Source organism: Streptomyces sp. NPDC057438, from assembly GCF_042802995.1.
Taxonomy (GTDB): domain Bacteria; phylum Actinomycetota; class Actinomycetes; order Streptomycetales; family Streptomycetaceae; genus Streptomyces.
Window position 1 is genome coordinate 112393 of sequence record NZ_JBHVDD010000008.1, and the last position, 22985, is coordinate 135377.

Consider the following 22985-nt stretch of genomic DNA (forward strand, 5'->3'; position numbering starts at 1 on the left):
GGCGGTCGGCTGTGCGGTTTCGACTCACCGAGGATCAACGGGCGTTGCGGGACGGGATGCGGGAACTCCTGGCGCGGCGCTTCGGACCGGAGGCGCTGCGAGCGGCCGTCGGCCGGCCGGGGCTGGACCGGGAGCTCTGGCGGGAGCTGGGGGCGGCCGGTCTCTTCGCGCTGCGGCTGCCGGAGGTGGAAGGCGGGGTCGGTCTGGGGCTGCCGGAGGCCGTGTTGGTGTTCGAGGAGGCCGGGCGGGCCCTGGTGCCGGGGCCGCTCGTGGCCACGCATCTCGCGGCGGGCACGGTGCCGGGAGCGGCGACCGGGGAGGCCGTCGTGACCGCGGTCGGGGGCGGGGGGTTGGTGGAGTGGCTGGCGGAGGCGGACGTCGTCGTGGGCGAGGCGGGAGACGTGCGCGAGGCCCGTGGTCTGCGCGAGGCCGTGGAGGTGCGGTCCGTCGATCCGTTGACGCCGCTGCACCGAATGCCGGGGGGCGGTCCGGCCGCCCGCCCCGATGACCTGTTCGTCCTGCTCACCGCCGCCGAGCAGTTGGGGACGGCGGTGCGGGCCTGCGAGGCCGCGGTGCAACACGCCCGGACGCGGGAGCAGTTCGGGCGGCCGGTCGGGGCGTTCCAGGCGGTCAAGCACCTGTGTGCCGAACTGCTGGTGCGGGTGGAGGTGGCACGGGCGGCGGTGTACGCGGCTGCCGTGACCGCCGATCCGGTGGACATCGCGGCGGCCCGGCTGCTGGCCGACGAGGCCGCGGTGCGCGGGGCCCGCGACTGTCTCCAGGTGCACGGCGGCATGGGGTTCACCTGGGAGGCCGACGTACACCTGTGTCTGAAGCGGGCATGGGTACGGGCGGAACGTGGCGGATCGGTCACGGAGAGTGAGGAGTTGTTGGCGGGGGAACTGCTGATCGAGGCGGCCTGACCGCGCTGACCAGGCACGGAACGGGAAGGTGTGGCAGCGTGACCCGCGAATGTCGCCGAACGTGGCATACCGGAATTACCGAGCGTTGATACCGGGTTGTGTCCTAGGTGTGACTTGTCACGGCCTGGAGTCGGAGTCCCGCTCCGGTACCTTCTGGTGGATGCGAGTGGTTCCGAGGTCGAGCCGAGCCGGTGTTGCCCCTGTGGCGGCCCCGGATCCGGCGGTGCGCGGCACCCGTGAAGTGGGCCGGAGTCTCGCGGTCCCGGTCTGTTCGACTCCCCGCGGCGAGCGTCGCACAGTATGCCGTACGCGTACTCCTTCGCGCTGGAATATGCCCGAAGCGCTTGTTGGGGTGACTGTACGTCAACCATGCTGTCCTGTAAGGGGATCACGTTCCGTGATCCCGGTGCCGACGGTGTCGAAGACGGTGGCGTCGGCCAGGCAGCAGATGACCACGATCGTGGCCCCTGAGGGGCGTGCGGCGATGTGTCCGCCGGTTCGGATGGTGTGAGCGGTGCAGGTGCTTCAAGTGCAGCTGGAGATCCGGCCCGACCCCGCAGAGGTGGGTCGCGCACGGAGATGGGCCCGTTCACGGCTCGCCGGGTCCGGGATAGGGGACGACGAGCCGCTCGCCGAGACGCTGATCCTCCTCGTCTCCGAGCTGGTCACCAACGCGGTGGTCCACACCGGCCGTCCGGCGGTGCTGCGACTGCTGCTGTCCGGCCTGCGTGACGGCGTGGTCGGCAAGGTCCGCCTGGAGGTCGCCGACACCAGCGCGTGTCCGCCGGCCCCGCGGTGCGCCGACGGTGACGAGACGGGCGGGCGCGGCCTCGCCCTCGTCGAGGTCCTCGCGGACCGCTGGGGCTGGTCCTACGAGGGCATCGGCAAACGCATCTGGTGCGAGCTGGACCGGGTCGTGCCGGGTGTCGCCGGGGCGGTCGGCTTCTCGGGCGCGTCGGGTGGCGCGGGCGGCGGCGCCGTGGCGCCGGCGGTCTACCCGGCGTGCGGCGCGGTGACCGGGGTCGCGGCGGTGACCCACGAGAGCCGGGCACGCGAGGGAATGGCGTACGAGGCGGTCTAGGCGGGGGCTCGGGCTCGCCTGCGGGGCGCCGGCCCGGCGGAGCTCGGGTTCGCGGCCGGGTCCTCGGCTCACGCCCGGGTCCCGGGGTGTGCGGAGGGACCCAGGGGGGATGGCCGACCGGGTTGCCGCCGGGCCGGAGTCGCTGTCGGCCGGATGCGCGGCCGGGCGGGCCGGGCCGGGGGTGCCGCAGCCGTCACGCCGCCGACCGCCCGTTTCCCCGCACCCCTTCACCGGGGTCACCCCTTCGCCCCCGACCACGGACGACCCCGCCACCGGCACCCCACGCCACCGACGCGTGAAGGGTCCGGCTTTCGGTTCGTCAGAAGCGTGCGGTCGCCCGGCTGTGCGCCGCACGCGCCTGCGCGCGAGCGCGCGGCGCGGGGCGGTCGGTCGGCGGGGGCCGATCCGTGCGCCGGGACGTGCTTCCGTACGCACCGCCGCGATGCCGGTTCCGCGCGGTCGGCGCCCGAACGGGTGTTGACGTGTCGTGTCCGTTTGATCACGCTTGTGTCCAGCGATTCGCCGCGAGGGGACGACGAGGGTTTCGATGACGGAGGCCCTCGACGAGCGTGGGTCGTGTTCGGCGTCGGCTCGCGCAGGGTTCCCGGGGGCGGAGCGGGCCCGCCGAGGCCGGATGGCGGCGCGCGGTGCCGTGCTCGGGGCGGGCAGGGCGCGCCGCCAGCCGGCTCAGGGACCTCCCGGTCCGAGGCCCCGTGGCGCGGCGTGCCTAGAGGATGGCGATCGGCGCCACCGGTGTACCCGTGGCGCCGACGAACGGCTCGGGCATCGCCGAGAGCAGGAAGTCGTACCGTCCAGCTTGTCCACAGGCTGTGGACAACTCTTCCAGGTTCCAGTTCTGCCCCTGCGGCATGCCCATCTCCACCAGGTCGAGCGCGTGCACCGGCAGCCACAGGTCCTCGATCTCGGGCGGGAAGATCTCGAACGTCAGCGTGTCGTTGGCGACGGCGGCGACGTCGCGCGCGTGGAACCACTCCGGCGTGCGCAGGGAGAGCCCCGGCGAGGGGAACGCGTACGCGTGCTTGTCGCCGGTGAGGTAGGTCCGGATCTGCCCGGTGCGGACCAGCACGATGTCCCCCGCGCGGACCCGGGTGCCCGCCAACTCCTCGGCCGCGTCGAGGTCTTCGGGGGTGACCGCGTGGTTGCCGGGCAGTCGGTCGTCGCCCAGCCCGAGGGCGCGCGGGATGTCCAGGAGCACCCCGCGCGAGACGATGTGCCGGGCCTTGTCGATGCCGGCGAAGGCCGCGCCGCCGTGCGGGGTGATGGTGTCCGCCGGGCGGCCGTTGTAGATCCGGCCCGAGTGCGAGACATGGGTGAGCGCGTCCCAGTGCGTCGCCGCCTGGAGCCCCATGGTCACGGCGTCGTCGCTGCACGCGACCGTGCCCGGCCCGAAGATCTCCTGGTTGATCTGCACCATCGCGTGCAGCGGGTTCACCCGGCCCGGCATCATCCCCGTCTGCACCCCGTCCTGTTGCAGGGGCAGCGCGAGCGGTACCCGGCGTCCGGAACGGACCGAGGCGGCGGCCTCCCGGACGACCGCGTCGGTGATCAGGTTGAGGGTGCCGATCTCGTCGTCCACCCCCCAACGCCCCCAGTTGTTCACGCGCTTGGCGATGTCGTGGAACTCCACGGGCAATGACATCGGCCCTCCCCGGGGCTTGTGTGGGTGTGTCGGGCGGGCCGTAGAATCGCCGTACGAGCAGATCTGACGGCTCGTCAGGTAATGGTGCGTCAGATAACGGTCCGTCAGACACCGTGATGAGGGGAAGGGGCCGGGGTGGGAAACTTCTTGGCAGGCAAGGTCGTCGCCGTCACCGGAGCGGGGCGGGGGATCGGCCGGGCGGTCGCCCTCGGCGCGGCGGCCGAGGGCGCGCGGGTCGTCGTCAACGACTACGGCGTCTCCGTGGACGGTTCCGAACCCACCAGCTCCGTCGCCGAGACGGTCGTCAAGGAGATCGAGGCGGCCGGAGGCGAGGCCGTCGCCGTCGCCGACGACATCGCCACGATGGCCGGCGGACAGCGGCTCGTGGACACGGCGGTGCGGACGTACGGGCGCATCGACGGGGTCGTCTGCGTCGCCGGGATCCTGCGGGAGCGGATGCTGTTCAACATGGCCGAGGACGAGTGGGATCCGGTGATCGCCACCCACCTGAAGGGAACGTTCACCGTGTTCCGGGCCGCCTCCGCCGTCATGCGCAAGCAACGGGCCGGCACCCTGATCGGATTCACGAGCGGCAACCACCAGGGGTCCGTGTCGCAGGCCAACTACAGCGCGGCCAAGGGCGGCATCATCTCCCTGGTCCGCAGCGCGGCCCTGGGCCTGCACCGGTACGGGGTCACCGCCAACGCGGTGGCGCCGGTGGCGCGTACGCGGATGTCCGCGGGTGTGCCGACGGAACTGACCGAGATCGGTGAGCCGGAGGACGTGGCCGCGTTCGTGGTGTACCTGCTGTCGGACCGGGCCCGGGAGGAGCGGATCACCGGGCAGGTCTACACGGTCGCCGGGCCGAAGATCGCGGTGTGGGCGCAGCCACGGGAGCTGCGCTCGGCGTACGCGGAGCAGGGGTGGACCCCGGAGCGGATCGCGGAGGTGCTGCCGGGAGCGGTGGGCACGGACCCGATGCCGATGCTGGAACGGGTGGAGGCGATGGCCCGGGCGGCGGCGGCCGGCGAGCGGCCCAACGCGTGAGGAACGCCTGAGAGAGGGGGCCGCACCCCTAGGTGTGCGGCCCTCTGCCCGCGGCCGGTGAACGGGAGGTGGCATGGACTTCGGGTTCAGTGACGAGGACGAGGCGTTCCGGGCGGAGGTGCGGGCCTGGCTGGGGGCGCACGCCGGGGCGGGCGAGGACCGGCGGGCCTGGGAACGGACACTGGGGGCCGCCGGGTGGATCGGGCTCGGCTGGAGCGAGGGCGGCTACGGCAACCGGACGGCCACGCTCGTCCGACAGGTCGTGTGGGCCGAGGAGTACGCGCGGGCCGGGCTGCCCGCGCGGTCGGGGCACATCGGGGAGAAGCTGCTGGCGCCGACCCTGATCGCGTTCGGCAGCCCGGAGCAGAAACGGCGGTTCCTGCCGCCGGTCGCGCGCGGCGAGGAACTCTGGTGCCAGGGGTACAGCGAACCCGGCGCCGGATCGGATCTCGCCGGGGTGCGCACCAGGGCGGAGCACGCGGAGGACGGGTCGTACCGGATCACCGGGCAGAAGATCTGGACCTCGCTCGCCCACGAGGCCGACTGGTGCTTCGTGCTCGCCCGTACCGAGGCCGGGTCGAAGCGGCACCACGGGTTGTCGCTGCTGCTCGTGCCCATGGACCAGCCGGGGCGCGTCGAGGTGCGGCCGATCCGGCAGATGACCGGCACGAGCGAGTTCAACGAGGTGTTCTTCGACGGGGCGCACGCCCGCGCGGAACACGTCGTCGGGGGCGAGGGGAACGGCTGGCGGGTCGCCGTGGGCCTCCTCGGCTTCGAGCGGGGCGTGTCGACCCTCGCCCAGCAGATCGGTTTCGAGCGGGAGTTGGGCGACGTCGTACGGGCGGCCGTGACGAGCGGGGCGGCCGGCGATCCCGTCGTCCGCGACCGCCTGGTACGGCAGTGGGCCGAGTTGCGGGTGATGCGATGGAACGCCCTGCGGACGCTCGGCGGTGCCGAGGGCGGGGCGGAGCCGGGCGCGCCGAGTGTGGCCAAGCTGCTGTGGGGGCGGTGGCACCAGCGGCTCGGCGAGCTGGCGATGGAGGTGCGGGGCGCGGCGGCGGTGCTGGGGCCGCGGGACTGGTCGGCGCCGGAGCCGTACACCCTGGACCCCTTCCAGTACCTGTTCCTGTTCAGCCGGGCCGACACCGTCTACGGCGGTTCGGACGAGGTCCAGCGCACGATCATCGCCGAGCGGGTGCTCGGTCTGCCGAGGGAGCCGAGAGGCCGAGCGGAGGGGTGAGGGCCATGCGCGGAGTGGTGTTCGACGGGAAGCGGGCCGAGGTCGTCGACGATCTGGTCGTGCGGGAGCCGGGGCCCGGGGAGGTACGGGTGGCCGTCTCGGCCGCCGGGCTCTGCCACAGCGACCTCTCGGTGGTGGACGGGACGATTCCGTTCCCGGTCCCGGTGGTGCTGGGACACGAGGGGGCGGGGGTCGTCGAGGCGGTGGGGGCGGGGGTCCGGCATGTCCGGCCCGGGGACCATGTGGCCCTGTCCACCCTCGCCAACTGCGGGGCCTGCGCCGACTGCGACCGGGGGCGGCCGACCATGTGCCGCAGGGCGATCGGACGGCCCACGCGGCCGTTCTCGCGCGGCGGCCGGGAGTTGTTCCAGTTCGCCGCGAACTCCGCCTTCGCGGAGCGGACGGTGGTCAAGGCCGTACAGGCCGTGCGGATACCGGACGACGTCCCGCTCACCTCCGCCGCGCTGATCGGCTGCGGGGTGCTGACCGGCGTCGGCGCGGTCCTCAACCGGGCGCGCGTCGACCGGGGGGACGGTGTCGTGGTGATCGGTACCGGGGGCATCGGGCTCAACGTCGTGCAGGGCGCGCGGATCGCGGGGGCGACACGGATCGTCGCCGTGGACGCCAATCCGGAGAAGGAGGCGGTGGCGCGGCTGTTCGGGGCCACCCACTTCCTGACCTCGGCCGCGGGCGTCCGGGACATCCTCCCCACGGGCGCCGACCACGCCTTCGAGTGCGTCGGCCGCGTCGACCTCATCCGCCAGGCGATCGACCTGCTGGACCGGCACGGCCAGGCCGTCCTGCTCGGCGTGCCGGCCGCGACCGCCAAGGCGTCCTTCCTCGTCTCCTCCCTCTACCTGGACAAGTCGATCCTCGGCTGCCGGTACGGCTCCTCCCGCCCGCAACGGGACATCGCGCTCTACGCCGACCTCTACCGGGAGGGCCGCCTGCTCCTGGACGAACTGGTCACGGCCACCTACCCGGTGGAGGAGTTCGCCAAGGCGGCGCAGGACGCGGGGGAGGGACGGGTGGCGAGGGCGGTGCTCACCTTCTAGTTCACGGGTTCGTGGGCCCCGTGTGGGGCAACCGTTCCGGTCGGGGAACACTCCCTTCGAGTGGGAGGGGTGCCGGTGATGACGAGGATGGCGGCGGCCGGGGTGACGGGGGAGGGCACGGTCCGTGAGGGGGCCGCGCCGTCGGCGGTGTCCATGGCCGTGCTGGGGGTGGAGGGCGCGCTGCTGTGCGCGGTGCTGTTCCTCCTAGGGCTCGACGCGCTGCCCGGGCCCGGGATCGGTACGGCTTTCGCCGTCGCCCCGCTGCTGCTCGTGCTCGTCCTGTTCGCCGCGACCGTCCTGACCGTGGCGTACGTACTCCCGGCCGTCCTGCTCGCCCACTGGACGGCACGGCACCTGTCCGGCCGCATCGCCTGGTGGTGGATCCCGCCCGCCTGCACGCTGTGGGTGCTCCCCGCCCTGGCCGTCCCGTCGTGGCAGCTCACCGGCCTCGCCCTCTACGCGGCCGTCCTGCCCCCGGCCCTGTCCGCACACCACACCGTCGTTCGCGCCGAGGCCGGCCGCCCTGTCCAGCCCTGCACGGCGATCCTCGGGTGGGGGACGCTGGCCGTGCTGGGTGTGGCGGCCGTGGGTGCGGTGGTGGTCGTCAGGTCCTGAGCTGTCCGAAGCGTCCCTTGTGGAACAGCAGCGGCGCCGTCCCGTCGTCCGCGTCCAGCGCCTCCACGCGGCCCACCACGATCAGGTGGTCGCCGCCGGTGTGCACGGCGTGGATCGTGCAGTCGATCCAGGCGGCGGCGCCGGTGAGGCGAGGGGAACCCGTGACGGGGGCCGGGGTGTGGGCGACACCGGCGAACTTGTCCACCCCGCTGACCGCGAACCGTCGGCACAACTCGCCCTGGTCCGCGCCGAGTACGTTCACGCAGAAGACGCCCGCGCGGGCGATCCGGGGCCAGGTCGTCGACGTACGGCCGACCATGAACGCCACCAGCGGCGGTTCGAGCGAGAGGGACGAGAACGACTGGCAGGCGAAGCCGGCGGGGGGTTCGGCGGAGGGCTGGGCGGAGACCCGGGAGGGGAGCCGGGTGAGGGCTTCCGCGGGGGCCGAGGCGTCGGGCCCCGGCCCCGGCCCCGGCCCCGGCCCCGGTGCCGGGGCGGTGATCACCGTGACGCCCGTGGCGAAGGCGCCCAGGACGCGGCGGAACGCGGCCTGGTCGACCGGTGCCCGCTCGTTCTCGCCGACGCAGCGCAGCTCGGGGCGCGGCAGCGCTTCGACGACCGCTTCCGGATGCGTCGTCCGTCGGCCCCTGTCCGCCGGGTCCGCCCGTAGATAGCGGACGGCGGCGGCTGCCATTCCCGCATGTCCCATCACCCCACCATTGAAACTGACGGCCCGTCAGAAGTGAAGTGCGGTTCGGTAAAGTCCCGCCCCCGGTATCTCCGTGGCCGGGGAGGAGGTTCTCAGCGGCCCTCGTACCGCGGCGTCCGTCGCTCCACGAAGCTCGTCACGCCCTCCTGCGCGTCCGCCGTCGTCATGTTGATCTCCTGCGCGGCGGCCTCGGCGGCGAAGGCGGTGGCGCGGTCGCTGTCGAGGGAGGCGTTGACCAGGTGTTTGGTCAGCGCCAGGGCGCGGGTCGGGCCGACGGCGAGGCGTTCGGCCCACTCGCGGGCCGTCTTCTCCAGGTCCGGGGCGGGGACGACGCGGTTGACGAGGCCGAGGCGTTCCGCGTCGGCGGCGGACAGGGCGTCACCGAAGAACATCAGCTCCTTCGCCCGGTGGAGCCCGACGAGGCGGGGCAGCAGATACGCGCCGCCCCCGTCGGGCACGAGGCCGCGCCGGACGAACACCTCGATGAAGCGGGCCTCCTCGGCCGCCAGGACGAGGTCGCAGGCGAGGGCGAGATGCGCTCCGAGGCCGGCCGCCGTGCCGTTCACCGCCGCGATCACCGGCTTCTCGCAGTCGAGGACGGCCCCGACGAGGCGCTGTGCGCCGAGCCGGATGGTGCGCGCCACGTCGCCGGCCACCCGCTCCCCGCCGACCGATGCGCCGCGCAGGTCCGCCCCCGTGCAGAAGCCCCGGCCCGTCGCGGTGATGACGACCGCGCGCACGGCGGGGTCGCCGGAGGCCTCGGAGAGAAGCCGGATGAGGTGTTCCCGCTGCTCGGGGGTGAGGGCGTTCATCGCCTCGGGACGGTTGAGGGTGATCCACGAGACGCCGTTGTCAGTGGTGTGCCGTATCAATGAGTCACGGGATTTTTCGGGATGTTCACGGGGGGAAGCGGACATGTGGGTGCTCCTGTTCCTACGTGGAGTGATGGCTGTCCCAGTGGTGCCGGCCGTCCTGGGTGGCCTGACTGTTCCGGGTGTGCCGTCGCGCAGGCGCTCAGCGGCACACCGCCAGCGCGTCCAGTGCCACGGCCCCCTGTCCCCTCGGCAGCACCATCAGCGGATTGATGTCCAGCTCCGCTATCTCGTCCCCGAGTTCCAGCGCCATGCGCTGCACGCGGAGCACGACCTCCACGAGGGCGTCCACGTCGGCCGGGGGAGCCCCGCGCACCCCGTCCAGCAGGGCCCGCCCGCGCAGTTCGGCGAGCATGGCGTGCGCCTGGTCCTCGGCGAAGGGGGGCACGCGTACGGCGGAGTCGCGCAGCACCTCCACGAGGACACCGCCGAGACCGACCGTGACGGTGGGCCCGAAGAGGTCGTCGTGGGTGACGCCAACGACCATCTCCACACCCCGCTCGACCATCTGGCACACCAGCACCCCGTCGAGGGAGACGTCCTCGTAGCGGGCGATGTCGGTCAGTTCGCGATAGGCGTCCCGGATCTGGCTCGCGGAGGTCAGTCCGACCTTCACCAGGCCCAGTTCCGTCTTGTGGGCGATGCGGGCGCCGGACGCCTTCATCACCACCGGGTAGCCCACGAGGCTCGCCGCGCGTACGGCCGCCGCCGCGCTGGTCACCAACTGCTCGCGCGGCACACGTATCCCGTACGCGCGCAGCAGCTGCTTGGCCGCGTGCTCGCTCAGCTGCTGCCCCGGCCGCATCAGCGCCTTCGCCTTCCGGAAGGAGGGGGAGGGGGAGCGCGGGGCCTCGTCGAAGGGGGAGCGGTAGGCGCTGGTGAAGCGGGTGTGGTCGAGGTGGGCACGGACGGCCGTGATGCAGTTGGCGAAGGTACGGAAGGTCGCCACCCGGGACGAGCCGAGCAGCGTCTCGCGGTACGCGGCCTCGGTGCCCACCGGCGACCCCCACACCACGCACACCAGCTTGTCCGTACGCTCCGCGGCGGCCACCAGGTCCTGGGCCAGCTTGTCGCTCATCGGCGGGAAGGGGCCCGTGATGGGACAGATCAGCACGCCCACCGAGGGGTCGTCGAGGATCGCGTCGAGGATGCGGGGGCCGCGCCAGTCGCCCACGGGGTGGCCGCCGTTGTCGACGGGGTTGGCCACGCTCAGGTAGTCCGGGATCCACTGGTGCAGCTCTGCCTGCTTGGCGGCGGAGAGCGTGGGGAGGGGGAGTCCTGCCTCGGTGGCCAGGTCGGCGAAGTGGGCGCCTGTGCCGCCCGAGATCGAATAGACGACGACGCCCTCGGGCCTGGGGTCGGCCGCTCCGGCGGCGCGCGGGCGCCGTGCCCGCGCCAGCAGGGTAGCCGTGTCCTGCAGTTCGTCGAGACCGTCGACGCGGATCACGCCGTACTGCCGCATCGCCGCGTCGACCACCGCGTCCGCGCCGGTCAGCTTGCCGGTGTGAGAGGCGGCGGTGCGGGCGCCGGTCTCGGTGCGGCCGACCTTGACGGCGACGACCGGCACACCGCGCCGGGCGGCCCGGTCGGCGGCGAGCAGGAAGGCGCGGCCGTCCTTGAGGCCCTCGACGTAGGCGGCGATGGCGCCGACCTCGGGGCGTTCGGCGAAGTAGGAGATGAAGTCGGCGGTCTCCAGATCGGCCTCGTTGCCGGTGGGGGCCCAGTGGGAGAGGCGGATGCCGAGTTCCTGGAGGGAGAAGACGGGGCGGCCCTGGTGGCCGGACTGGGTGATCAGGGCGATCGCCGGGCCGTCGAGGTCGTCGCGGAAGCGCTCGAAGGCGTTGAGGTTGGTGTTGGGGCCGAGCAGTCGCAGACCGTCGGCGCGGGCCACGGCCGCGGCCAGCCGCTCCTGCGCGGCGGCGCCCTCCGCGCCGGTCTCGGCGAAGCCGGAGGCGAAGGCGACGGCGAACTTCACCTTGGCCTCGGCCAGTTCGCCGATCACGGGAAGGGGGTCGGAGAGGAGCAGCACGGCGAGGTCGACCTGCTCGGGCAGATCGGCGACGGAGGGGACGCAGGGGATGCCGAAGACCGCCTCCCGCGTGGGGTGCACGGGGTGCAGCCGGGCGCCGACGCGTTCGGACCAGGCGAGCAACTGCCGGGTGATCCCCGTGTTCGGTCGTCCTTCGGCGTCCGAGGCGCCGACGACGGCCACGGATTCCGGGCGGAACAGCCGGTCCAGATCGGGGACGTCGGCGTACAGCGGACGCCCGCTGACGTCCAGGTCGCCGGCCTCGGCGGGCCTGCCGTGCACGACCTGCGCGGGGTGCTCCCCGCACGCGATGGCCCGGGCCCGGCGGGAGTCGGTGGTGAGGGTGCCGTGGGTTGATCCAAGCATCGGTCCGCCCGCTCCTGTGTGACAGCCAATTCAGGGACGTGACGCGTTCACGTTTCTGACGACACGTCAGATTTCAGACTACTGAACTGACGCTGTGTCAGGAATGGTTGTGCGGGCAAAGCTACGCGGCAGTAAGGAGGTTGTACCCGTGCGGGGGGACGGTCAGACGTGGGGGAGGGGGTGGGTCTGGGACGGGAGGGGGCGAGGGGGGAAGGGGCGGGCGGCAAGCGGGAAGAGAGTGGGGGCGAGGTGGCCGGGTGGCCGGGTGGCCGGGTGGATGAGTGGGTGAGTGGGTGGCCGTGCGGGTGGCTGGGCTGGCGGGCCGGGTGGCGGACCGGTGACCCTCTGGTCGCTCGCCCGCCGTCCGCCCCCGTGGTCCGCCGTCCGCCGTCCGCCCCCGTGGTTCCCCGTCCGTCGCCCGTGGCCGTCGTCTTCTGCCGCTGCTCGCGGCCCGGTCCTTCCCTGTCCCGGCCCTCGTGTCTTCCGGAGGTCGGCTCAGCGGGTGGTGCGGATCTGTACGGTGACCGCGTCGCGCGTGGCGACGCCGCCCGTCTTCGCGACCTTCGTGGCGATCTTCGCTGCGTCGAGGGCGAGTTCGCGGAACATGCCGCTGATGGGGTTGGTGAAGCCGGTGAAGTAGAGGCCGGGCGCGTTCTTCGGGGTGTGGGCCCCGTGCACGACCGGCTTCCCGCGTCCGTCGAGGACGTCGAGGTGTCCGACGAGCCCCTCCAGGCCGCGGCGGTAGCCGGTCGCGGCGATCACGGCGTCGGCCTCGATCCGGGTGCCGTCGCCGAGGGCGACCTTGCCGTCCTCGAACCCCTCGACCGAGGCGACGATCTCGACCTTGCCCTTCCGTACGGCGTCGATGAGCCCGACGTCCTGCACGGGCACGGCGCCCTCCTGCACGCGGGAGTAGAGGCCGGTGTCGGGCCGGGCCAGGCCGTGCGCGGACAGGTCCGGCACGCTGAGCTTCGCCATCGGCTTGGCGAGCCGGTCCACGAGGGCGACGGGCAGCCGCCGTACGAGGACGCCCGTGTACTGGGCCGCCCAGCCGGCGGTCGACCGGCGCACGATGTGCGGGGCCGTGCGCACCGCGAGCCGTACGCGCCGGGCGCCGCCCTCGACGAGGTCGACGGCGATCTCGGCACCGGTGTTGCCGATGCCGACGACGAGGACGTCCCGGCCCGCGTAGGACTCGGGGTTGCGGTACCCGGAGGCGTGCACGAGGTCGCCGGTGTACGTGTCGCGGCCGGGCCAGTCGGGGACGTGGGGCGTGTGGTTGTAGCCGGTGGCGACGACGACCGCGCCGCCGGTCAGCTCGCGGCCGCCGGTGGCGTGCAGCAGCCAGCCGGTGTTGTCGGCGGTCCGCTCGACGCGGGAAACCTCGACGCCGGTCACGATCTCCAACTGGTGCACCTCGGCGTACTTCTCCAGGTAGCGGACCACGTTGTCCCGCGACACCCATCGGCCGAACCGGCGCGGCATGGGCAGGCCGGGCAGCGCCGACAGCCGGCGGGTGGTGTGCAGGTGCAGCCGGTCGTAGTGCCGCCGCCAGGACGCCCCGACCCCGTCGGCCTTCTCCAGCACCACGGCCCGAACCCCCCGAGCCCGCAACGCGTACGCGACGGCCAGCCCACCGGGGCCGCCGCCGATCACGTAGACGGGGCGGTCGGAAGAGGTGGGAGTCACGGAAGCTCTGGAGTCGGCCATGCGCCTGAGCGTATTCACGCCCTCATTTGTTGGGTCTCGGTCAAGCCCGGAATTGGTTGCGGATTGATCACGGGTGTAGGAGGTGTGGGTGAGGTCTGTGGCGTAGGTCTCTCGGAGTGTGGGGGTGAGGTGTTCCTCGGGGGAAGGCCCAATCAGTCACTGCGGGCTGGCCTTCCTCAGCGCGGCGGGATTCAGTGATGCTCTGCGCGCCAAGGCCGAGGAAGGTGGCGTGCTGCTGGTCGGCCTCGACGAACTCTACGGGCGTGCCATGCCGATCGGGTTCGCGCCCTGGGCTTCGTCGGCCCGCCCGGGTCTCTTGTGCATTTTCCTCCCATCCGCTGAACTGACGTACCGTCAGAAACCCGCGCGGGCGCGGAAGGGTGGCGATGTGCATGGAGACGATCTGGCTCGGCGGTGCCGAATGGCTGGCCGTTCTTCGTATCGGGCTCGGGCTGTGGTGGCTGGAGAGCTGGCGGCACAAGGACAAGAGGACGTGGTTCGAGGGGGCCGGGATCGAGTGGGCCGCGGGGGTGGCGGAGAAGCATCGGTGGGGGGCGGTGCGCAGCGGGTTCGACGTGGTCGTCAAGCCGCGGGCCAAGGCGATGGCGTACGTCGTCGCCTATGCCGAACTCGCCCTCGGGCTGGGGCTGATCCTCGGGTTCCTCACGCCGGTCGCGCTCGTGGCCGGGCTGCTGCTCAACCTTCTCTACCTCGTGCTGATGATCCACGACTGGGCCGAGCAGGGGCAGAACTCGATGATGGCGCTCATCTCGGTGGTGGGGCTGTTCGGGATGTCCTGGCAGTCGTGGTCCGTCGACAGCGCGTTGGGGCTGTTCTGAAGTCCGGAGTCCGAAGGGGGTGCGACGGTTGAGCGGTGGTGGCGGTGGTGACGCTGGTGGTGGTGCGCGGTTCGATCTGCCCGAGGTGGACGACTTCACGCGCACGTACTGGGACGCCGCCGCCGGCGGGCGGCTGCTCCTGCGGCGCTGCGGGGCGGCGGGATGCGGGCGCGCTCATCACTATCCGCGGGAGTTCTGCCCGTACTGCTGGAGCGAGGACGTGCGGTGGGAGGAGGCGTCCGGGCGCGCCACGCTCTACACCTGGTCCGTCGTCCACCGCAACGACCTGCCGCCCTTCGGGGGGCGGACGCCGTACGTCCCCGCGGTCGTCGATCTCGCCGAGGGGCCGCGGATGATGACCGAGGTGGTGCCGGAGGAGGGGGCTCCGGAAGGGGGGCTGGGGGTGGGGATGGCGTTGGAGGTCGTCTTCCGGGAGGGCGGGGGTGTGGTGGTGCCCGTATTTCGCGCGCGTTCGTGAGGGGGTGCGCGTTTCAATGGGGGCGTGAGCCGTACTGATGAGCGTTCCACCGGTCCGTTCCCCGATCCTCCGTCCCCACAGTCCTCCGGCGAGCTGCCGCACGGGCACGGCCTGCGGCTGTGTGCGTGGGACGCGGAGTCGGACGCCGACGTGGAGGCGTGGTTCCGGGGGCGGGCCGATCCCGACTACCGGCGCTGGAACACACCCCTCACGCTGGACGAGGGTCTCGACGGCGCCCGGGAGTCCCTCCGCCTGCGGGCCGAGTCCGACGCGGAGGGAAAGACCGTGTCCTTCCGGATCGCGGACGCACAGAGCGGTGTGACGCTCGGGCTGGTCGGGCTGAGCGGGATCGACATGTCCATGCGCAGGGCCGTCGTCGGCTACTGGGTGCTGCCCGAGGCCCGTGGCCGCCGGGTCGCCACCCGCGCACTCGACCTCGCCGCCCGCTGGACCCTCACCGACTTCGGCATCCACCGGCTCGAACTCGACCACGTCGTCGGCCATGCCGCGTCCTGCCGTGTCGCCGAGCTGTGCGGGTTCCCGTACGAGGGGACCATGCGCGGGGCGTCGTTCGAGGAGGGGCGCCACGATGCCTTCCGGGACGCTCACCTGCACGCACGACTGGCCACCGACCCGGCACCGGAAGGGATCTCATGAGCATGGACGACTCCGTCAGGTACGAGACCGTCGACGACCCCGACGGCTACTTCGGTGAAGCCGTCGCCGCGCACTACGACAACCCGTCCTCCCCCATGTTCGGCGCGGAGGCCGTCGACCCGGCCGTGGAGCTGATCGCCGGGCTCGCGGGCGGGCCCGGACGGGACGCGCGGGCGCTGGAGTTCGGCGTCGGCACCGGGCGGATCGCCCTGCCGCTCGCCCGGCGCGGTGTGCCGGTGCACGGCATCGACATGTCCCGGGCCATGGTGGAGCGGATGCGGGCCAAGCCGGGCGGCGCGGACATCGGTGTCACCCTCGGGGACTTCGCCACGACCCGGGTGGACGGTCCCGGATTCACCGTCGCCTATCTCGTCTTCAACACGATCAACAACCTCACCACGCAGGACGCCCAGGTGGACTGCTTCCGCAACGCCGCCGCGCATCTCGTGCCCGGCGGCTGTTTCGTGATCGAGGTAGGGGTGCCGGACCTGCGGCGGCTGCCGCCCGGGCAGAACGCGGTGCCCTACCATGTCGGGCCGACGCGGCTGGGGTTCGACACGTACGACGTGGCGACGCAGGGGATGCGGTCGCACCACCTGACGGTCGTCGAGGGGCGGCCGGTGTACCGGTCGATCCCGTTCCGCTACGTCTGGCCGGCCGAGCTGGACCTGATGGCCCGGCTGGCCGGCATGCGGCTGCGGAACCGCTGGGCGGGATGGAACGGGGAGCCGTTCACGAACGACAGCACCGGGCACGTGTCCGTGTGGGAGAAGGTCTGAGCGGTCCACGGGGGTGCCCTCTGCGCGCCCCCGCGGCCACGACCACGCGAAGGCCACCCCGTCCGTCACGGCCAGAGCAGCTCCGTGACCCAGCCGCCGTCCTCCCGCCGGTAGTTCAGCCGTACGTGACGCCGTCGCGCGTCCCCCTGGAAGAACTCCACCTCGTCCGGCTCCACGACGTACGCCGTCCAGGAGGGCACGGCCACGTCCGGCTCGCGCTCGGCGCGTTCCCAGGCGGCCTGCGAGGCGCGTTCCAGCTCCTCGTACGCGGGCAGCACCTCGCTCTGGTGGCCCACGAGGGCGGCGGCCAGCGCGCCCGTCGAGCGGGCGTGCAGGTCGGCGTGGGCGACCTCGGCGGGCTCGACCGTGACGCGGCCCCGCACCCGGACCTGGCGGCCGAGGAGGGGCCAGTAGAAGCCGAGGGAGGCGTACGGGCGGGCCGCGAGGTGGCGGCCCTTGCGGCTGCCGGCGTGGGAGGCGAAGTGCCAGCCCCGTGCGTCCACGTCGTGCAGCATCACCGTACGGACGTCCGGCCGCCCCTCCGCGTCCGCCGTGGCCAGCGACATCGTGTGCGGCTCCACCTCCCCGGCCGCCACGACCTCGCCGAACCAGGCGGCGAAGAGGGGCACCGGCTCGGCGGGGGCCGCCGCCGGATCGAACATCGGCAGGGCGCTGACCTGCGGATCCCAGACCCGCAGCCCTCGCAGGGCCTCGACGAGATCGGACGGCCGGGCGGGGGCCGGGGACGAGGACCGCGGCTGGGCGGGAGGTTCGATCATGGGTGGGACGGTCTCACACCGTCCCCAGGTCGGACGAGACCCACCTCTCGGGGCGCATGCGGACGACGACCTGTTCGCCGTGGTTCCTGGAGGCGAAGTCGACGTAGCCGTCGACCTTCTCGGCCGGGAGGTAGCGGGCCGAGATCTCGCGGAGGTCGTCGAGGGTGGCGGGGGCCGTGTCGGTGACCGGGCCCTCGACGGAGACGTAGCGGATGGTGGGTTCGAGCCGGTCGGCCATCAGCGAGAAGCGGCCTGCCGCCTGGATCAGCCGGTTCTTGCGGCTGTCCCGCCCGGTCATGATCCACAGGTCGCCGCCGGGCGCGTACTGGTACCAGATCGGCACGGTCAGCGGCGCCCGCCCCTCCCCGGCGTCCACCGCCAGCGCGGCCACATGGGCCTCGGCCAGAAACTCCTCGCGCTCCTTGCGGGACAGTGCCATGTCGCTTCCTCCGGGACCGGTACGGGGACGCCTTTCGTCTGCCGAGTCGGTGCAGCGCCCTCGGCGCGCCACCTATTCCGGCACCGGGCGAGAACACCGGCTGGGCCTCGTCCTCCGGCACCGGGCGAGAACACCGGCTGGCGCCTCGTCCTCCGGCACCGGGCGAAGACCCTCGTCCCGGCCCCCTACGACGCCGACGACACCGGCCCGCCCTTCCCCCCGACACCGGGCGAAGACCTCGGCCCGCCCTTCCCTCCGACACCGGGCGAAGACCCCTGCGCCCCCTCACCCCCGCCCCAGCACCACCGTCCCCGACGAGCAGAACCAGCCGCCCGTGCCCGACGCGACGGCCAGGCGGGGTGGGGTGCCGTCGGCGGTCGGGATCTGGTGCGGGCCCGCCTCGCCGCGCAGTTGGCGTACGGCCTCCACGAGGAGGAAGAGGCCGCGCATGCCGGGGTGCTGGGCGGAGAGGCCGCCGCCGTCGGTGTTGACGGGAAGGTCGCCGGTCAGGGTCAGGCGGCCCTTCTCCACGAACGCGCCGCCCTCGCCCTTCGCACAGAAGCCGAGGTCCTCCAGGGTCACGAGGGTCATGTAGGTGAACGCGTCGTAGATCTCGGCGAAGTCGATCTCGGCGGGGCGTACGCCGGCCCGTTCGAAGGCGAGACGGCCGCTGACCGCCGCCGGGGAGACCGTGAAGTCGGGCCACTCGGACATGGTCGTGTGGGAGGTGTACTCGCCGGTGCCGAGGATCCAGACGGGCGTGGCCGGCCGGCAGTCCCGTACGTACTCCTCCGCCGCCAGCAGGACCGCCGCGCCGCCGTCGGAGCGGATGCAGCAGTGCAGCTTGGTGAACGGGTCGGCGATCGGCGTGGAGGAGAGGACGTCGTCGACGGTGATCGGGGTGCGGAACATCGCCTCGGGGTTCGCCGCCGCGTTCGTCCGGGCCTGTACGGCCACCGAGGCCAGTTGTTCCAGGGTCGTCCCGTACTCGTGCATGTGGCGGCGCGCGGCCATGGCGTACTTGGAGATCAGGGTGTGCCCGTACGGGACCTCGAACTGCAGGGGGCCGCGCGCCCCGAAGGAGAGGTTGCCGGTGCGGCGGCCCGCCCTGATGTCCGCGCGGGCGGTGGAGCCGTAGACGAGGAGGACGACGTTCGCGTGCCCGGCGGCGATCGCGTCCGCCGCGTGCGCCGCCATGACCTCCCAGGTCGCGCCCCCGACCGAGGTGGAGTCCACCCAGGTGGGCCGCAGGCCCAGATACTCGGCCACCTCCACCGGAGCCAGCGTGCCGAGGCCCGCCGAGGCGAGACCGTCGACGGCCGTGTGCTCCAGTCCTGCGTCGGCGAGGGCCCGGCGGGCGGCCTGTGCGTGGAGTGCGTACGGGGTGGCGTCGTCCACCCGGCCGCAGTCGGACAGTGCGGCCCCGACGATCGCGACCTTCCGGCCGCCGCCTCGTCGTGCCGCGTCACGAGGGTCACCGGATCCGGGTGGAACAGGCGCAGCGGTCATGGATCTGACGGTACATCAGATGAGCGGGGCGGCAACCCTGTGCTTCGGCGGTCTTCCGGCCTAATATGACGGACCGTCAGATCAGGTGGACGATGGGGGAGTGGAAGGGGGACCGCCATGGACGCCCGTTTCACCGCCGAGCAGGAGGAGATCCGGCGCACGGTAAGGGAGTTGCTGCTCAAGCGCTGCGGACCGGAGGAGGTCCGGTCCGCCGTGCGGACGGGAGTGGGGTACGACGCCGGGCTCTGGCTCGCCTTGTCCGAACAGCTCGGGCTGCCGGGGCTCCCCCTCCCCGAGGCGTACGGCGGTGTCGGCTGCACGGCCACGGAACTAGCCCTGGCGAGCGAGGAGTTGGGGCGCGCCCTGGTCCCCTCGCCGCTGCTGGCCACCACCGTCCTCGCCGCTCCCCTGATCCTCGCCCTCGGCACCGAGCGGCAGCGCGCCGAACTGCTGCCCCTCCTCGCCGCGGGCCGGCTCACCGGGGCCCTCGCCGTACCGGGCACCGCACTCGCCGCCGCGCTGGCGCTGACCTGCGACAACGCGGGGCCGTGGGCCGGGGGCGGCCGGGCCGGCGGCATCCAGGCGCGACGGGTCGGGGACCGGTGGCGGCTCTACGGGGAGGCCGGACAGGTTCTCGACGGGCACAGCGCGGGGCTGCTCCTCGTGGCCGCGCACGCCGGGGGGTACGCCCGGTCGCGGACGCTGCTGTTTCTCGTACGGGTGCCACACGGGGAGGCGGGGGCCGGCAACGGCCTCGTACGGGTGCGGCAGACCTCCATCGACGAGACGCGGCCGGTGGCCCGGCTCGAACTCCGCGATGTCGAGGCCGAGTTGCTGGGGGAGGAGGCCGGTGCGGGCGTGCTGTCGGCCCTGGCCGGGGTCGGGGACGCGGCCGCCGCCGTGCTCGCGGCGGAGGCCGTGGGGGCCGCCGACCGGGCACTGGAGCGGACGGTCGCGTACGCGCGGCAGCGGGAGCAGTTCGGGCGGCCGATCGGGTCGTTCCAGGCGGTGAAGCACCGCCTCGCCGATGTGTACGTGCGGGTGCGGGCGGCCCGTTCGGCGGCGTACTACGCCGCCTGGGCGGCGGCCGCGCGGCCCGGCGACGAGTGCGGTGCGGTCGGCGGCGGCGAGCGGGTCGGCGGGCTGGCGCTCGCACAGGCGCTGGAGGCGTTGCGGGTGGCGGCCGGGGAAGGGATCCAGCTGCACGGGGGGATCGGGTTCACCTGGGAACACGAGGCGCAGCTGTACTTCAAGCGGGCGGCGGGGGACGAGGCGATCTTCGGGCCGGTGCACCGGCTGCGGGGGCGGGCGGCCGACATGGCGGGGGTCTTCACGGCCGACGGGCCGGGCGAGCGGAGGGTGGTGCGGGGCTGATGGTGTCGAAGAAGGCGGCCGGGACGACGGACGGGATGACGGCCGGGACGGTGAAGGGCATGAACGGCGTGCAGGACGTGAACGGCGGGAAGGACGTGAAGCACGTGAAGGGCGTGGCGGCCGTGAAGGGCCTGGGTGTGCGGCTGGTGCAGAAGGTGTCCTCGGCTCCGGCGTTCGCCCGGATCGCGCCGCACGTCATACCGGCGCTGGACCGGGCCGTGCACCGGGCCACCCGGGGGCGGGTGCTGCTCAGCGCGCAGCTGCTGCCCGGTGTCGTCCTGACCGCGACCGGCGCGCGCAGCGGGGAGCCACGCCGTACGCCGCTGGCCTGTATGCCGGAGGAGGGGCGGGACAGCTGGGTGCTCATCGGGTCGAACTTCGGCCGCCCCGGCCACCCGGCCTGGAGCGCCAACCTGCTGGCCCATCCCGACGCCGAGATCAACTGGAAGGGGCAGGACATCCCCGTCACCGCGCACCTGCTGGCCGGTGAAGAACGGGCGGCCGTGTGGGCGGAGTTGCTGCGCTTCTGGCCGCCGTACTCGACGTACCAGGCGCGGGTGGACCGGGAGATACGGGTGTTCCGGATCGTACGGCGGTGAGTCGCGCCCCCGGCGTGTCCACGGCTTCCCCGGCCCCAAGTCCCCCTGAGCAGTCCCCCTGAGCAGTCCCCCTGAGCAGTCCCCCTGAACGATCCCCTGAACAGTCCCCCTGAACGCGGCAGGCGGCACTCCTCGGCCGAGGGTGCCGTCTGCGTGACAGGAATCGCGTCCGGGGCGTGCCCGGGTGCTCCTGGTTACTTGGTGGGTTTCTTGCCGGTGATGCCCAGGTGGACCAACAGCGCCAGGTTGGGGCGCAGTTCGGCCTGCTTGACGCCCCAGGTCTGGAACCCCTTCTGGTGCCCGGAGACCGAGGCGAGCATCGCGACGAGGGAGCCGGCGAGGGCCGCCGGGTTCACGTCCTTGTCGACGCGGCCCTTGGCCTGCAGCTCGGAGACCGTCTCCGACAGGGAGTTGGTGACCGAGTTCAGGATCTTCATGCGGATCTTGTAGAAGCGTTTGTCGCCTTCGGCGGCTCCGAGGTCGACGACGCGGAGGATCGCGTCGTTCTTGCGCCAGAAGTCCAGGAAGCCGTCGACGAGTTCCTGGGCGGTCTGCCAGCCGGCCTTGCCGACCCAGGAGCGGCCGTCGAGGAGGCGCGTCAAGGTGGCGCCCTCTGCGGCCATTTGCTCGGCGATCTCCAGGACGGCGCCCTCGACGTCCGGGAAGTACTGGTAGAAGGTCGCGGGTGAAGTCCCCGCCTTCCGGGCGACATCAATGACTTTGACGTCCCGGTAGGGCGACGAGCTGAGCATCTCGCTGAGGCAGTCGAGCAGCTTCTGCCGGGTCGCCTGCCCTCGTCGGCCGGCCACGCGGCCGTCGACGGTACGCACTTGTCCTGTCATGCCGTCAGCTTACCGAGGGGTGATCGGAGCGCGATTCGGCCGACTGCAAATGGGGAGCAGCGGCGTCACCAAGGGGTTCATGAGGTGATCACTGGGCGTGTTGGCGGGATTCTTTCGCCTCCGCGGCCCTTACCCTTCCGCTCCTGCAGGGGCGGTGCCCCGCCGCCTCCCTCCGCGCTCCGCGGCTGGGTGGGTGGGTACGTGCGGGTCCGGTGGGGCGTCTCGCGCGGTTCCCCGCAGCCGTGCAAGAGCCCCGACGCGCGCATTCCGGGGGTGGCCCTTAGCTTGGCCCTATGGCCGATGAGACGGGAGCCGGTGCCGGGACGGGAGGCGTGGCGTACTCCGAGGGCGTCCCCTGCTGGGTCGACGCCCAGTTGCCCGACGTGGAGGCGGGGAAGCGGTTCTACGGCGACCTCTTCGGATGGTCCTTCAGGGTGGCCCCCGGGGACGGCGCTCACGAGGTGTGGGCGTATGTCGAGGGCGCCCCCGTCGCCGCCCTCGCCCCCAAGCCCGACGGCCGCCTCCCCACCGTGTGGACCGTGCACTTCGCCACCCCGGACGCGCTCGCCCTCACCGCCCGGATCACCGCGGCCGGCGGTCAGGTGATCACCCCGCCGGCCCCGGTCGGCACGCTCGGCGCCGCCGCGCTGGCCACCGACCCCGAGAGCGCCGTCTTCGGCCTCTGGCAGCCCGGTACGCACACCGGCTTCGGGCGGCGCCACGAGCCCGGCACGTTCGCGTGGGCCGAGCTGTACACGCGGGACACCAAGGCGGCCAACTCGTTCTACGCGCACCTCTTCCACGACGCCCTCTTCGGCCCGGACGCGGCCCCGGACTTCGGCCGGGCCGCGCTCACGGACGTCTTCCCGGCGGAGATGCCGCCGCACTTCCTGGTCCACTTCGCGACGGACGACTGCGAGGCGGCGCTCGGAACCGTCAGCCGGCTCGGGGGGCGCGTGCAGGTGCCGCCGTTCGACACCTCGTACGGAAATGTGGCGGTCGTCACGGACAATCAAGGCGCGTCGTTCGCCCTGCTGCAGCGGAAGAACGGAAACGGCCGGCGGGAGGCGCCGCAGGAGGCGGACCAGACCGAACAGCACCCGGACGAGCTGCGGCAGGAGGGGGACGACCGGCGTGCGGACGACACCCCGGCGCGGGGCGTACGCGACGTGAACGCCCCGGTGGACGAGGGCTGACCAGCGAGAAGACGGCGGTCGGCAGGGCTGGGCCCGAGCGCCCGACTCCAGGTTCGCGCGGGCGCTCCGGGGGCGTGACGGGGGTGCCGCGCGGGCAGGCGTACGGGGTTGTGCGCCGGTGGTACGCGGCTCGCCACGGTGTCCCACGATCCGGGCTCCCGCTTCCCGGGAGGCGGACGACGTGGTT

General features: G+C 73.0%; 22 protein-coding genes. 13 read left to right on the forward strand and 9 right to left on the reverse strand.

All coding sequences use genetic code 11. The annotated features are described in order from the left end of the window. Positions 1 to 11: 11 nt before the first annotated feature. Together ACFU5F_RS07655 and ACFU5F_RS07660 are read left to right on the forward strand one after the other, a co-directional pair. Complete coding sequence (locus tag ACFU5F_RS07655; protein WP_383883369.1) at positions 12 to 923, forward strand: acyl-CoA dehydrogenase family protein; 912 nt, start codon at positions 12 to 14, stop codon at positions 921 to 923. A 529-nt stretch (positions 924 to 1452) separates the two neighbouring features. Next, positions 1453 to 2004, forward strand: coding sequence for an ATP-binding protein (locus tag ACFU5F_RS07660; protein WP_383883482.1), 552 nt, complete (start codon positions 1453 to 1455; stop codon positions 2002 to 2004). A 727-nt stretch (positions 2005 to 2731) separates the two neighbouring features. Here the strand turns inward: ACFU5F_RS07660 and ACFU5F_RS07665 are convergent. Then, on the reverse strand, positions 2732 to 3664 hold the full coding sequence (locus ACFU5F_RS07665; RefSeq protein WP_383883371.1) for a cyclase family protein: 933 nt from the start codon (positions 3662 to 3664) through the stop codon (positions 2732 to 2734). A gap of 135 nt (positions 3665 to 3799) precedes the next feature. Here ACFU5F_RS07665 and ACFU5F_RS07670 point away from each other — a divergent pair, with 135 nt between their 5' ends. The 4 genes from ACFU5F_RS07670 to ACFU5F_RS07685 all read left to right on the forward strand — a co-directional run bounded on the left by ACFU5F_RS07670 (position 3800) and on the right by ACFU5F_RS07685 (position 7621). Beyond that, entirely contained in the window at positions 3800 to 4711 is a 912-nt protein-coding gene (locus ACFU5F_RS07670; RefSeq protein WP_383883373.1) for an SDR family NAD(P)-dependent oxidoreductase, read from the forward strand. Between the two features lie 73 nt (positions 4712 to 4784). Continuing rightward, positions 4785 to 5951 carry an acyl-CoA dehydrogenase family protein gene (locus tag ACFU5F_RS07675; protein WP_383883376.1) on the forward strand — a complete coding sequence of 389 codons (1167 nt, stop codon included), beginning with the start codon at positions 4785 to 4787 and terminating at the stop codon, positions 5949 to 5951. A gap of 5 nt (positions 5952 to 5956) precedes the next feature. After that, positions 5957 to 7006 (forward strand): Zn-dependent alcohol dehydrogenase, encoded by a 1050-nt coding sequence (locus tag ACFU5F_RS07680; protein ID WP_383883379.1) that lies wholly within the window; start codon positions 5957 to 5959, stop codon positions 7004 to 7006. A 78-nt stretch (positions 7007 to 7084) separates the two neighbouring features. Then, positions 7085 to 7621, forward strand: a complete 537-nt coding sequence (locus ACFU5F_RS07685) for a hypothetical protein (RefSeq protein ID WP_383883381.1) — start codon at positions 7085 to 7087, stop codon at positions 7619 to 7621. Here ACFU5F_RS07685 and ACFU5F_RS07690 read toward each other — a convergent pair. The 4 genes from ACFU5F_RS07690 to ACFU5F_RS07705 form a co-directional block, all read right to left on the reverse strand. After that, on the reverse strand, positions 7611 to 8330 hold the full coding sequence (locus tag ACFU5F_RS07690; RefSeq protein ID WP_383883384.1) for a flavin reductase family protein: 720 nt from the start codon (positions 8328 to 8330) through the stop codon (positions 7611 to 7613). The two genes, ACFU5F_RS07685 and ACFU5F_RS07690, sit on opposite strands and share 11 nt — an antisense overlap. A 92-nt stretch (positions 8331 to 8422) precedes the next feature. Next, positions 8423 to 9247 carry an enoyl-CoA hydratase/isomerase family protein gene (locus ACFU5F_RS07695; protein WP_383883387.1) on the reverse strand — a complete coding sequence of 275 codons (825 nt, stop codon included), beginning with the start codon at positions 9245 to 9247 and terminating at the stop codon, positions 8423 to 8425. A gap of 97 nt (positions 9248 to 9344) precedes the next feature. Further along, on the reverse strand, positions 9345 to 11597 hold the full coding sequence (locus ACFU5F_RS07700; protein ID WP_383883390.1) for an acetate--CoA ligase family protein: 2253 nt from the start codon (positions 11595 to 11597) through the stop codon (positions 9345 to 9347). A 495-nt stretch (positions 11598 to 12092) separates the two neighbouring features. Beyond that, positions 12093 to 13307: a flavin-containing monooxygenase gene (locus ACFU5F_RS07705; RefSeq protein WP_383883392.1), complete on the reverse strand. Its 1215-nt coding sequence runs from the start codon at positions 13305 to 13307 to the stop codon at positions 12093 to 12095. A 392-nt stretch (positions 13308 to 13699) separates the two neighbouring features. Between ACFU5F_RS07705 and ACFU5F_RS07710 the strand changes: the two genes are divergently transcribed. The 4 genes from ACFU5F_RS07710 to ACFU5F_RS07725 are packed head-to-tail and all read left to right on the forward strand — an operon-like array spanning position 13700 to position 16060. After that, positions 13700 to 14146, forward strand: a complete 447-nt coding sequence (locus tag ACFU5F_RS07710) for a DoxX family protein (RefSeq protein ID WP_383883395.1) — start codon at positions 13700 to 13702, stop codon at positions 14144 to 14146. A gap of 28 nt (positions 14147 to 14174) precedes the next feature. Continuing rightward, entirely contained in the window at positions 14175 to 14624 is a 450-nt protein-coding gene (locus tag ACFU5F_RS07715; RefSeq protein WP_383883484.1) for a Zn-ribbon domain-containing OB-fold protein, read from the forward strand. 24 nt (positions 14625 to 14648) lie between these two features. Continuing rightward, positions 14649 to 15281 carry a GNAT family N-acetyltransferase gene (locus ACFU5F_RS07720; protein ID WP_383883398.1) on the forward strand — a complete coding sequence of 211 codons (633 nt, stop codon included), beginning with the start codon at positions 14649 to 14651 and terminating at the stop codon, positions 15279 to 15281. Continuing rightward, the gene (locus ACFU5F_RS07725) at positions 15278 to 16060 is read left to right on the forward strand and encodes a class I SAM-dependent DNA methyltransferase (RefSeq protein ID WP_383883401.1); all 783 of its coding nucleotides are present in this window, start codon (positions 15278 to 15280) and stop codon (positions 16058 to 16060) included. Before ACFU5F_RS07720 ends, ACFU5F_RS07725 begins: the two co-directional genes overlap by 4 nt. Before the next feature lie 65 nt (positions 16061 to 16125). Here ACFU5F_RS07725 and ACFU5F_RS07730 read toward each other — a convergent pair whose 3' ends face one another. The 3 genes from ACFU5F_RS07730 to ACFU5F_RS07740 form a co-directional block, all read right to left on the reverse strand. Beyond that, positions 16126 to 16839 carry a pyridoxal 5'-phosphate synthase gene (locus ACFU5F_RS07730; protein ID WP_383883404.1) on the reverse strand — a complete coding sequence of 238 codons (714 nt, stop codon included), beginning with the start codon at positions 16837 to 16839 and terminating at the stop codon, positions 16126 to 16128. A 13-nt stretch (positions 16840 to 16852) separates the two neighbouring features. Next, on the reverse strand, positions 16853 to 17278 hold the full coding sequence (locus tag ACFU5F_RS07735; RefSeq protein ID WP_383883406.1) for a pyridoxamine 5'-phosphate oxidase family protein: 426 nt from the start codon (positions 17276 to 17278) through the stop codon (positions 16853 to 16855). Between the two features lie 285 nt (positions 17279 to 17563). Beyond that, positions 17564 to 18787: an acetyl-CoA acetyltransferase gene (locus ACFU5F_RS07740; RefSeq protein WP_383883408.1), complete on the reverse strand. Its 1224-nt coding sequence runs from the start codon at positions 18785 to 18787 to the stop codon at positions 17564 to 17566. A gap of 117 nt (positions 18788 to 18904) precedes the next feature. On the opposite strand from ACFU5F_RS07740, the gene ACFU5F_RS07745 reads away from it, so the two are divergent. Next, positions 18905 to 20161 (forward strand): acyl-CoA dehydrogenase family protein, encoded by a 1257-nt coding sequence (locus ACFU5F_RS07745; protein WP_383883410.1) that lies wholly within the window; start codon positions 18905 to 18907, stop codon positions 20159 to 20161. A gap of 122 nt (positions 20162 to 20283) precedes the next feature. Then, positions 20284 to 20760 (forward strand): nitroreductase/quinone reductase family protein, encoded by a 477-nt coding sequence (locus ACFU5F_RS07750; RefSeq protein ID WP_383883487.1) that lies wholly within the window; start codon positions 20284 to 20286, stop codon positions 20758 to 20760. Between the two features lie 194 nt (positions 20761 to 20954). Here ACFU5F_RS07750 and ACFU5F_RS07755 read toward each other — a convergent pair whose 3' ends face one another. Beyond that, the gene (locus ACFU5F_RS07755) at positions 20955 to 21602 is read right to left on the reverse strand and encodes a TetR family transcriptional regulator (RefSeq protein ID WP_383883413.1); all 648 of its coding nucleotides are present in this window, start codon (positions 21600 to 21602) and stop codon (positions 20955 to 20957) included. Between the two features lie 293 nt (positions 21603 to 21895). Here ACFU5F_RS07755 and ACFU5F_RS07760 point away from each other — a divergent pair, with 293 nt between their 5' ends. Next, positions 21896 to 22798: a VOC family protein gene (locus tag ACFU5F_RS07760; RefSeq protein ID WP_383883416.1), complete on the forward strand. Its 903-nt coding sequence runs from the start codon at positions 21896 to 21898 to the stop codon at positions 22796 to 22798. Positions 22799 to 22985: the final 187 nt, after the last annotated feature.

Bases quoted from the DNA above. Each gene is read 5' to 3' on its own strand.
- ACFU5F_RS07665 (WP_383883371.1), bottom strand. From the start codon at position 3,664: ATGTCATTGCCCGTGGAGTTCCACGACATCGCCAAGCGCGTGAACAAC.
- ACFU5F_RS07700 (WP_383883390.1), bottom strand. From the start codon at position 11,597: ATGCTTGGATCAACCCACGGCACCCTCACCACCGACTCCCGCCGGGCC.
- ACFU5F_RS07690 (WP_383883384.1), bottom strand. From the start codon at position 8,330: ATGGGACATGCGGGAATGGCAGCCGCCGCCGTCCGCTATCTACGGGCG.
- ACFU5F_RS07710 (WP_383883395.1), top strand. From the start codon at position 13,700: ATGGAGACGATCTGGCTCGGCGGTGCCGAATGGCTGGCCGTTCTTCGT.
- ACFU5F_RS07745 (WP_383883410.1), top strand. From the start codon at position 18,905: ATGGACGCCCGTTTCACCGCCGAGCAGGAGGAGATCCGGCGCACGGTA.
- ACFU5F_RS07705 (WP_383883392.1), bottom strand. From the start codon at position 13,307: ATGGCCGACTCCAGAGCTTCCGTGACTCCCACCTCTTCCGACCGCCCC.
- ACFU5F_RS07695 (WP_383883387.1), bottom strand. From the start codon at position 9,247: ATGTCCGCTTCCCCCCGTGAACATCCCGAAAAATCCCGTGACTCATTG.
- ACFU5F_RS07685 (WP_383883381.1), top strand. From the start codon at position 7,085: ATGACGAGGATGGCGGCGGCCGGGGTGACGGGGGAGGGCACGGTCCGT.
- ACFU5F_RS07755 (WP_383883413.1), bottom strand. From the start codon at position 21,602: ATGACAGGACAAGTGCGTACCGTCGACGGCCGCGTGGCCGGCCGACGA.
- ACFU5F_RS07730 (WP_383883404.1), bottom strand. From the start codon at position 16,839: ATGATCGAACCTCCCGCCCAGCCGCGGTCCTCGTCCCCGGCCCCCGCC.
- ACFU5F_RS07680 (WP_383883379.1), top strand. From the start codon at position 5,957: ATGCGCGGAGTGGTGTTCGACGGGAAGCGGGCCGAGGTCGTCGACGAT.
- ACFU5F_RS07740 (WP_383883408.1), bottom strand. From the start codon at position 18,787: ATGACCGCTGCGCCTGTTCCACCCGGATCCGGTGACCCTCGTGACGCG.
- ACFU5F_RS07675 (WP_383883376.1), top strand. From the start codon at position 4,785: ATGGACTTCGGGTTCAGTGACGAGGACGAGGCGTTCCGGGCGGAGGTG.
- ACFU5F_RS07725 (WP_383883401.1), top strand. From the start codon at position 15,278: ATGAGCATGGACGACTCCGTCAGGTACGAGACCGTCGACGACCCCGAC.
- ACFU5F_RS07760 (WP_383883416.1), top strand. From the start codon at position 21,896: ATGGCCGATGAGACGGGAGCCGGTGCCGGGACGGGAGGCGTGGCGTAC.
- ACFU5F_RS07735 (WP_383883406.1), bottom strand. From the start codon at position 17,278: ATGGCACTGTCCCGCAAGGAGCGCGAGGAGTTTCTGGCCGAGGCCCAT.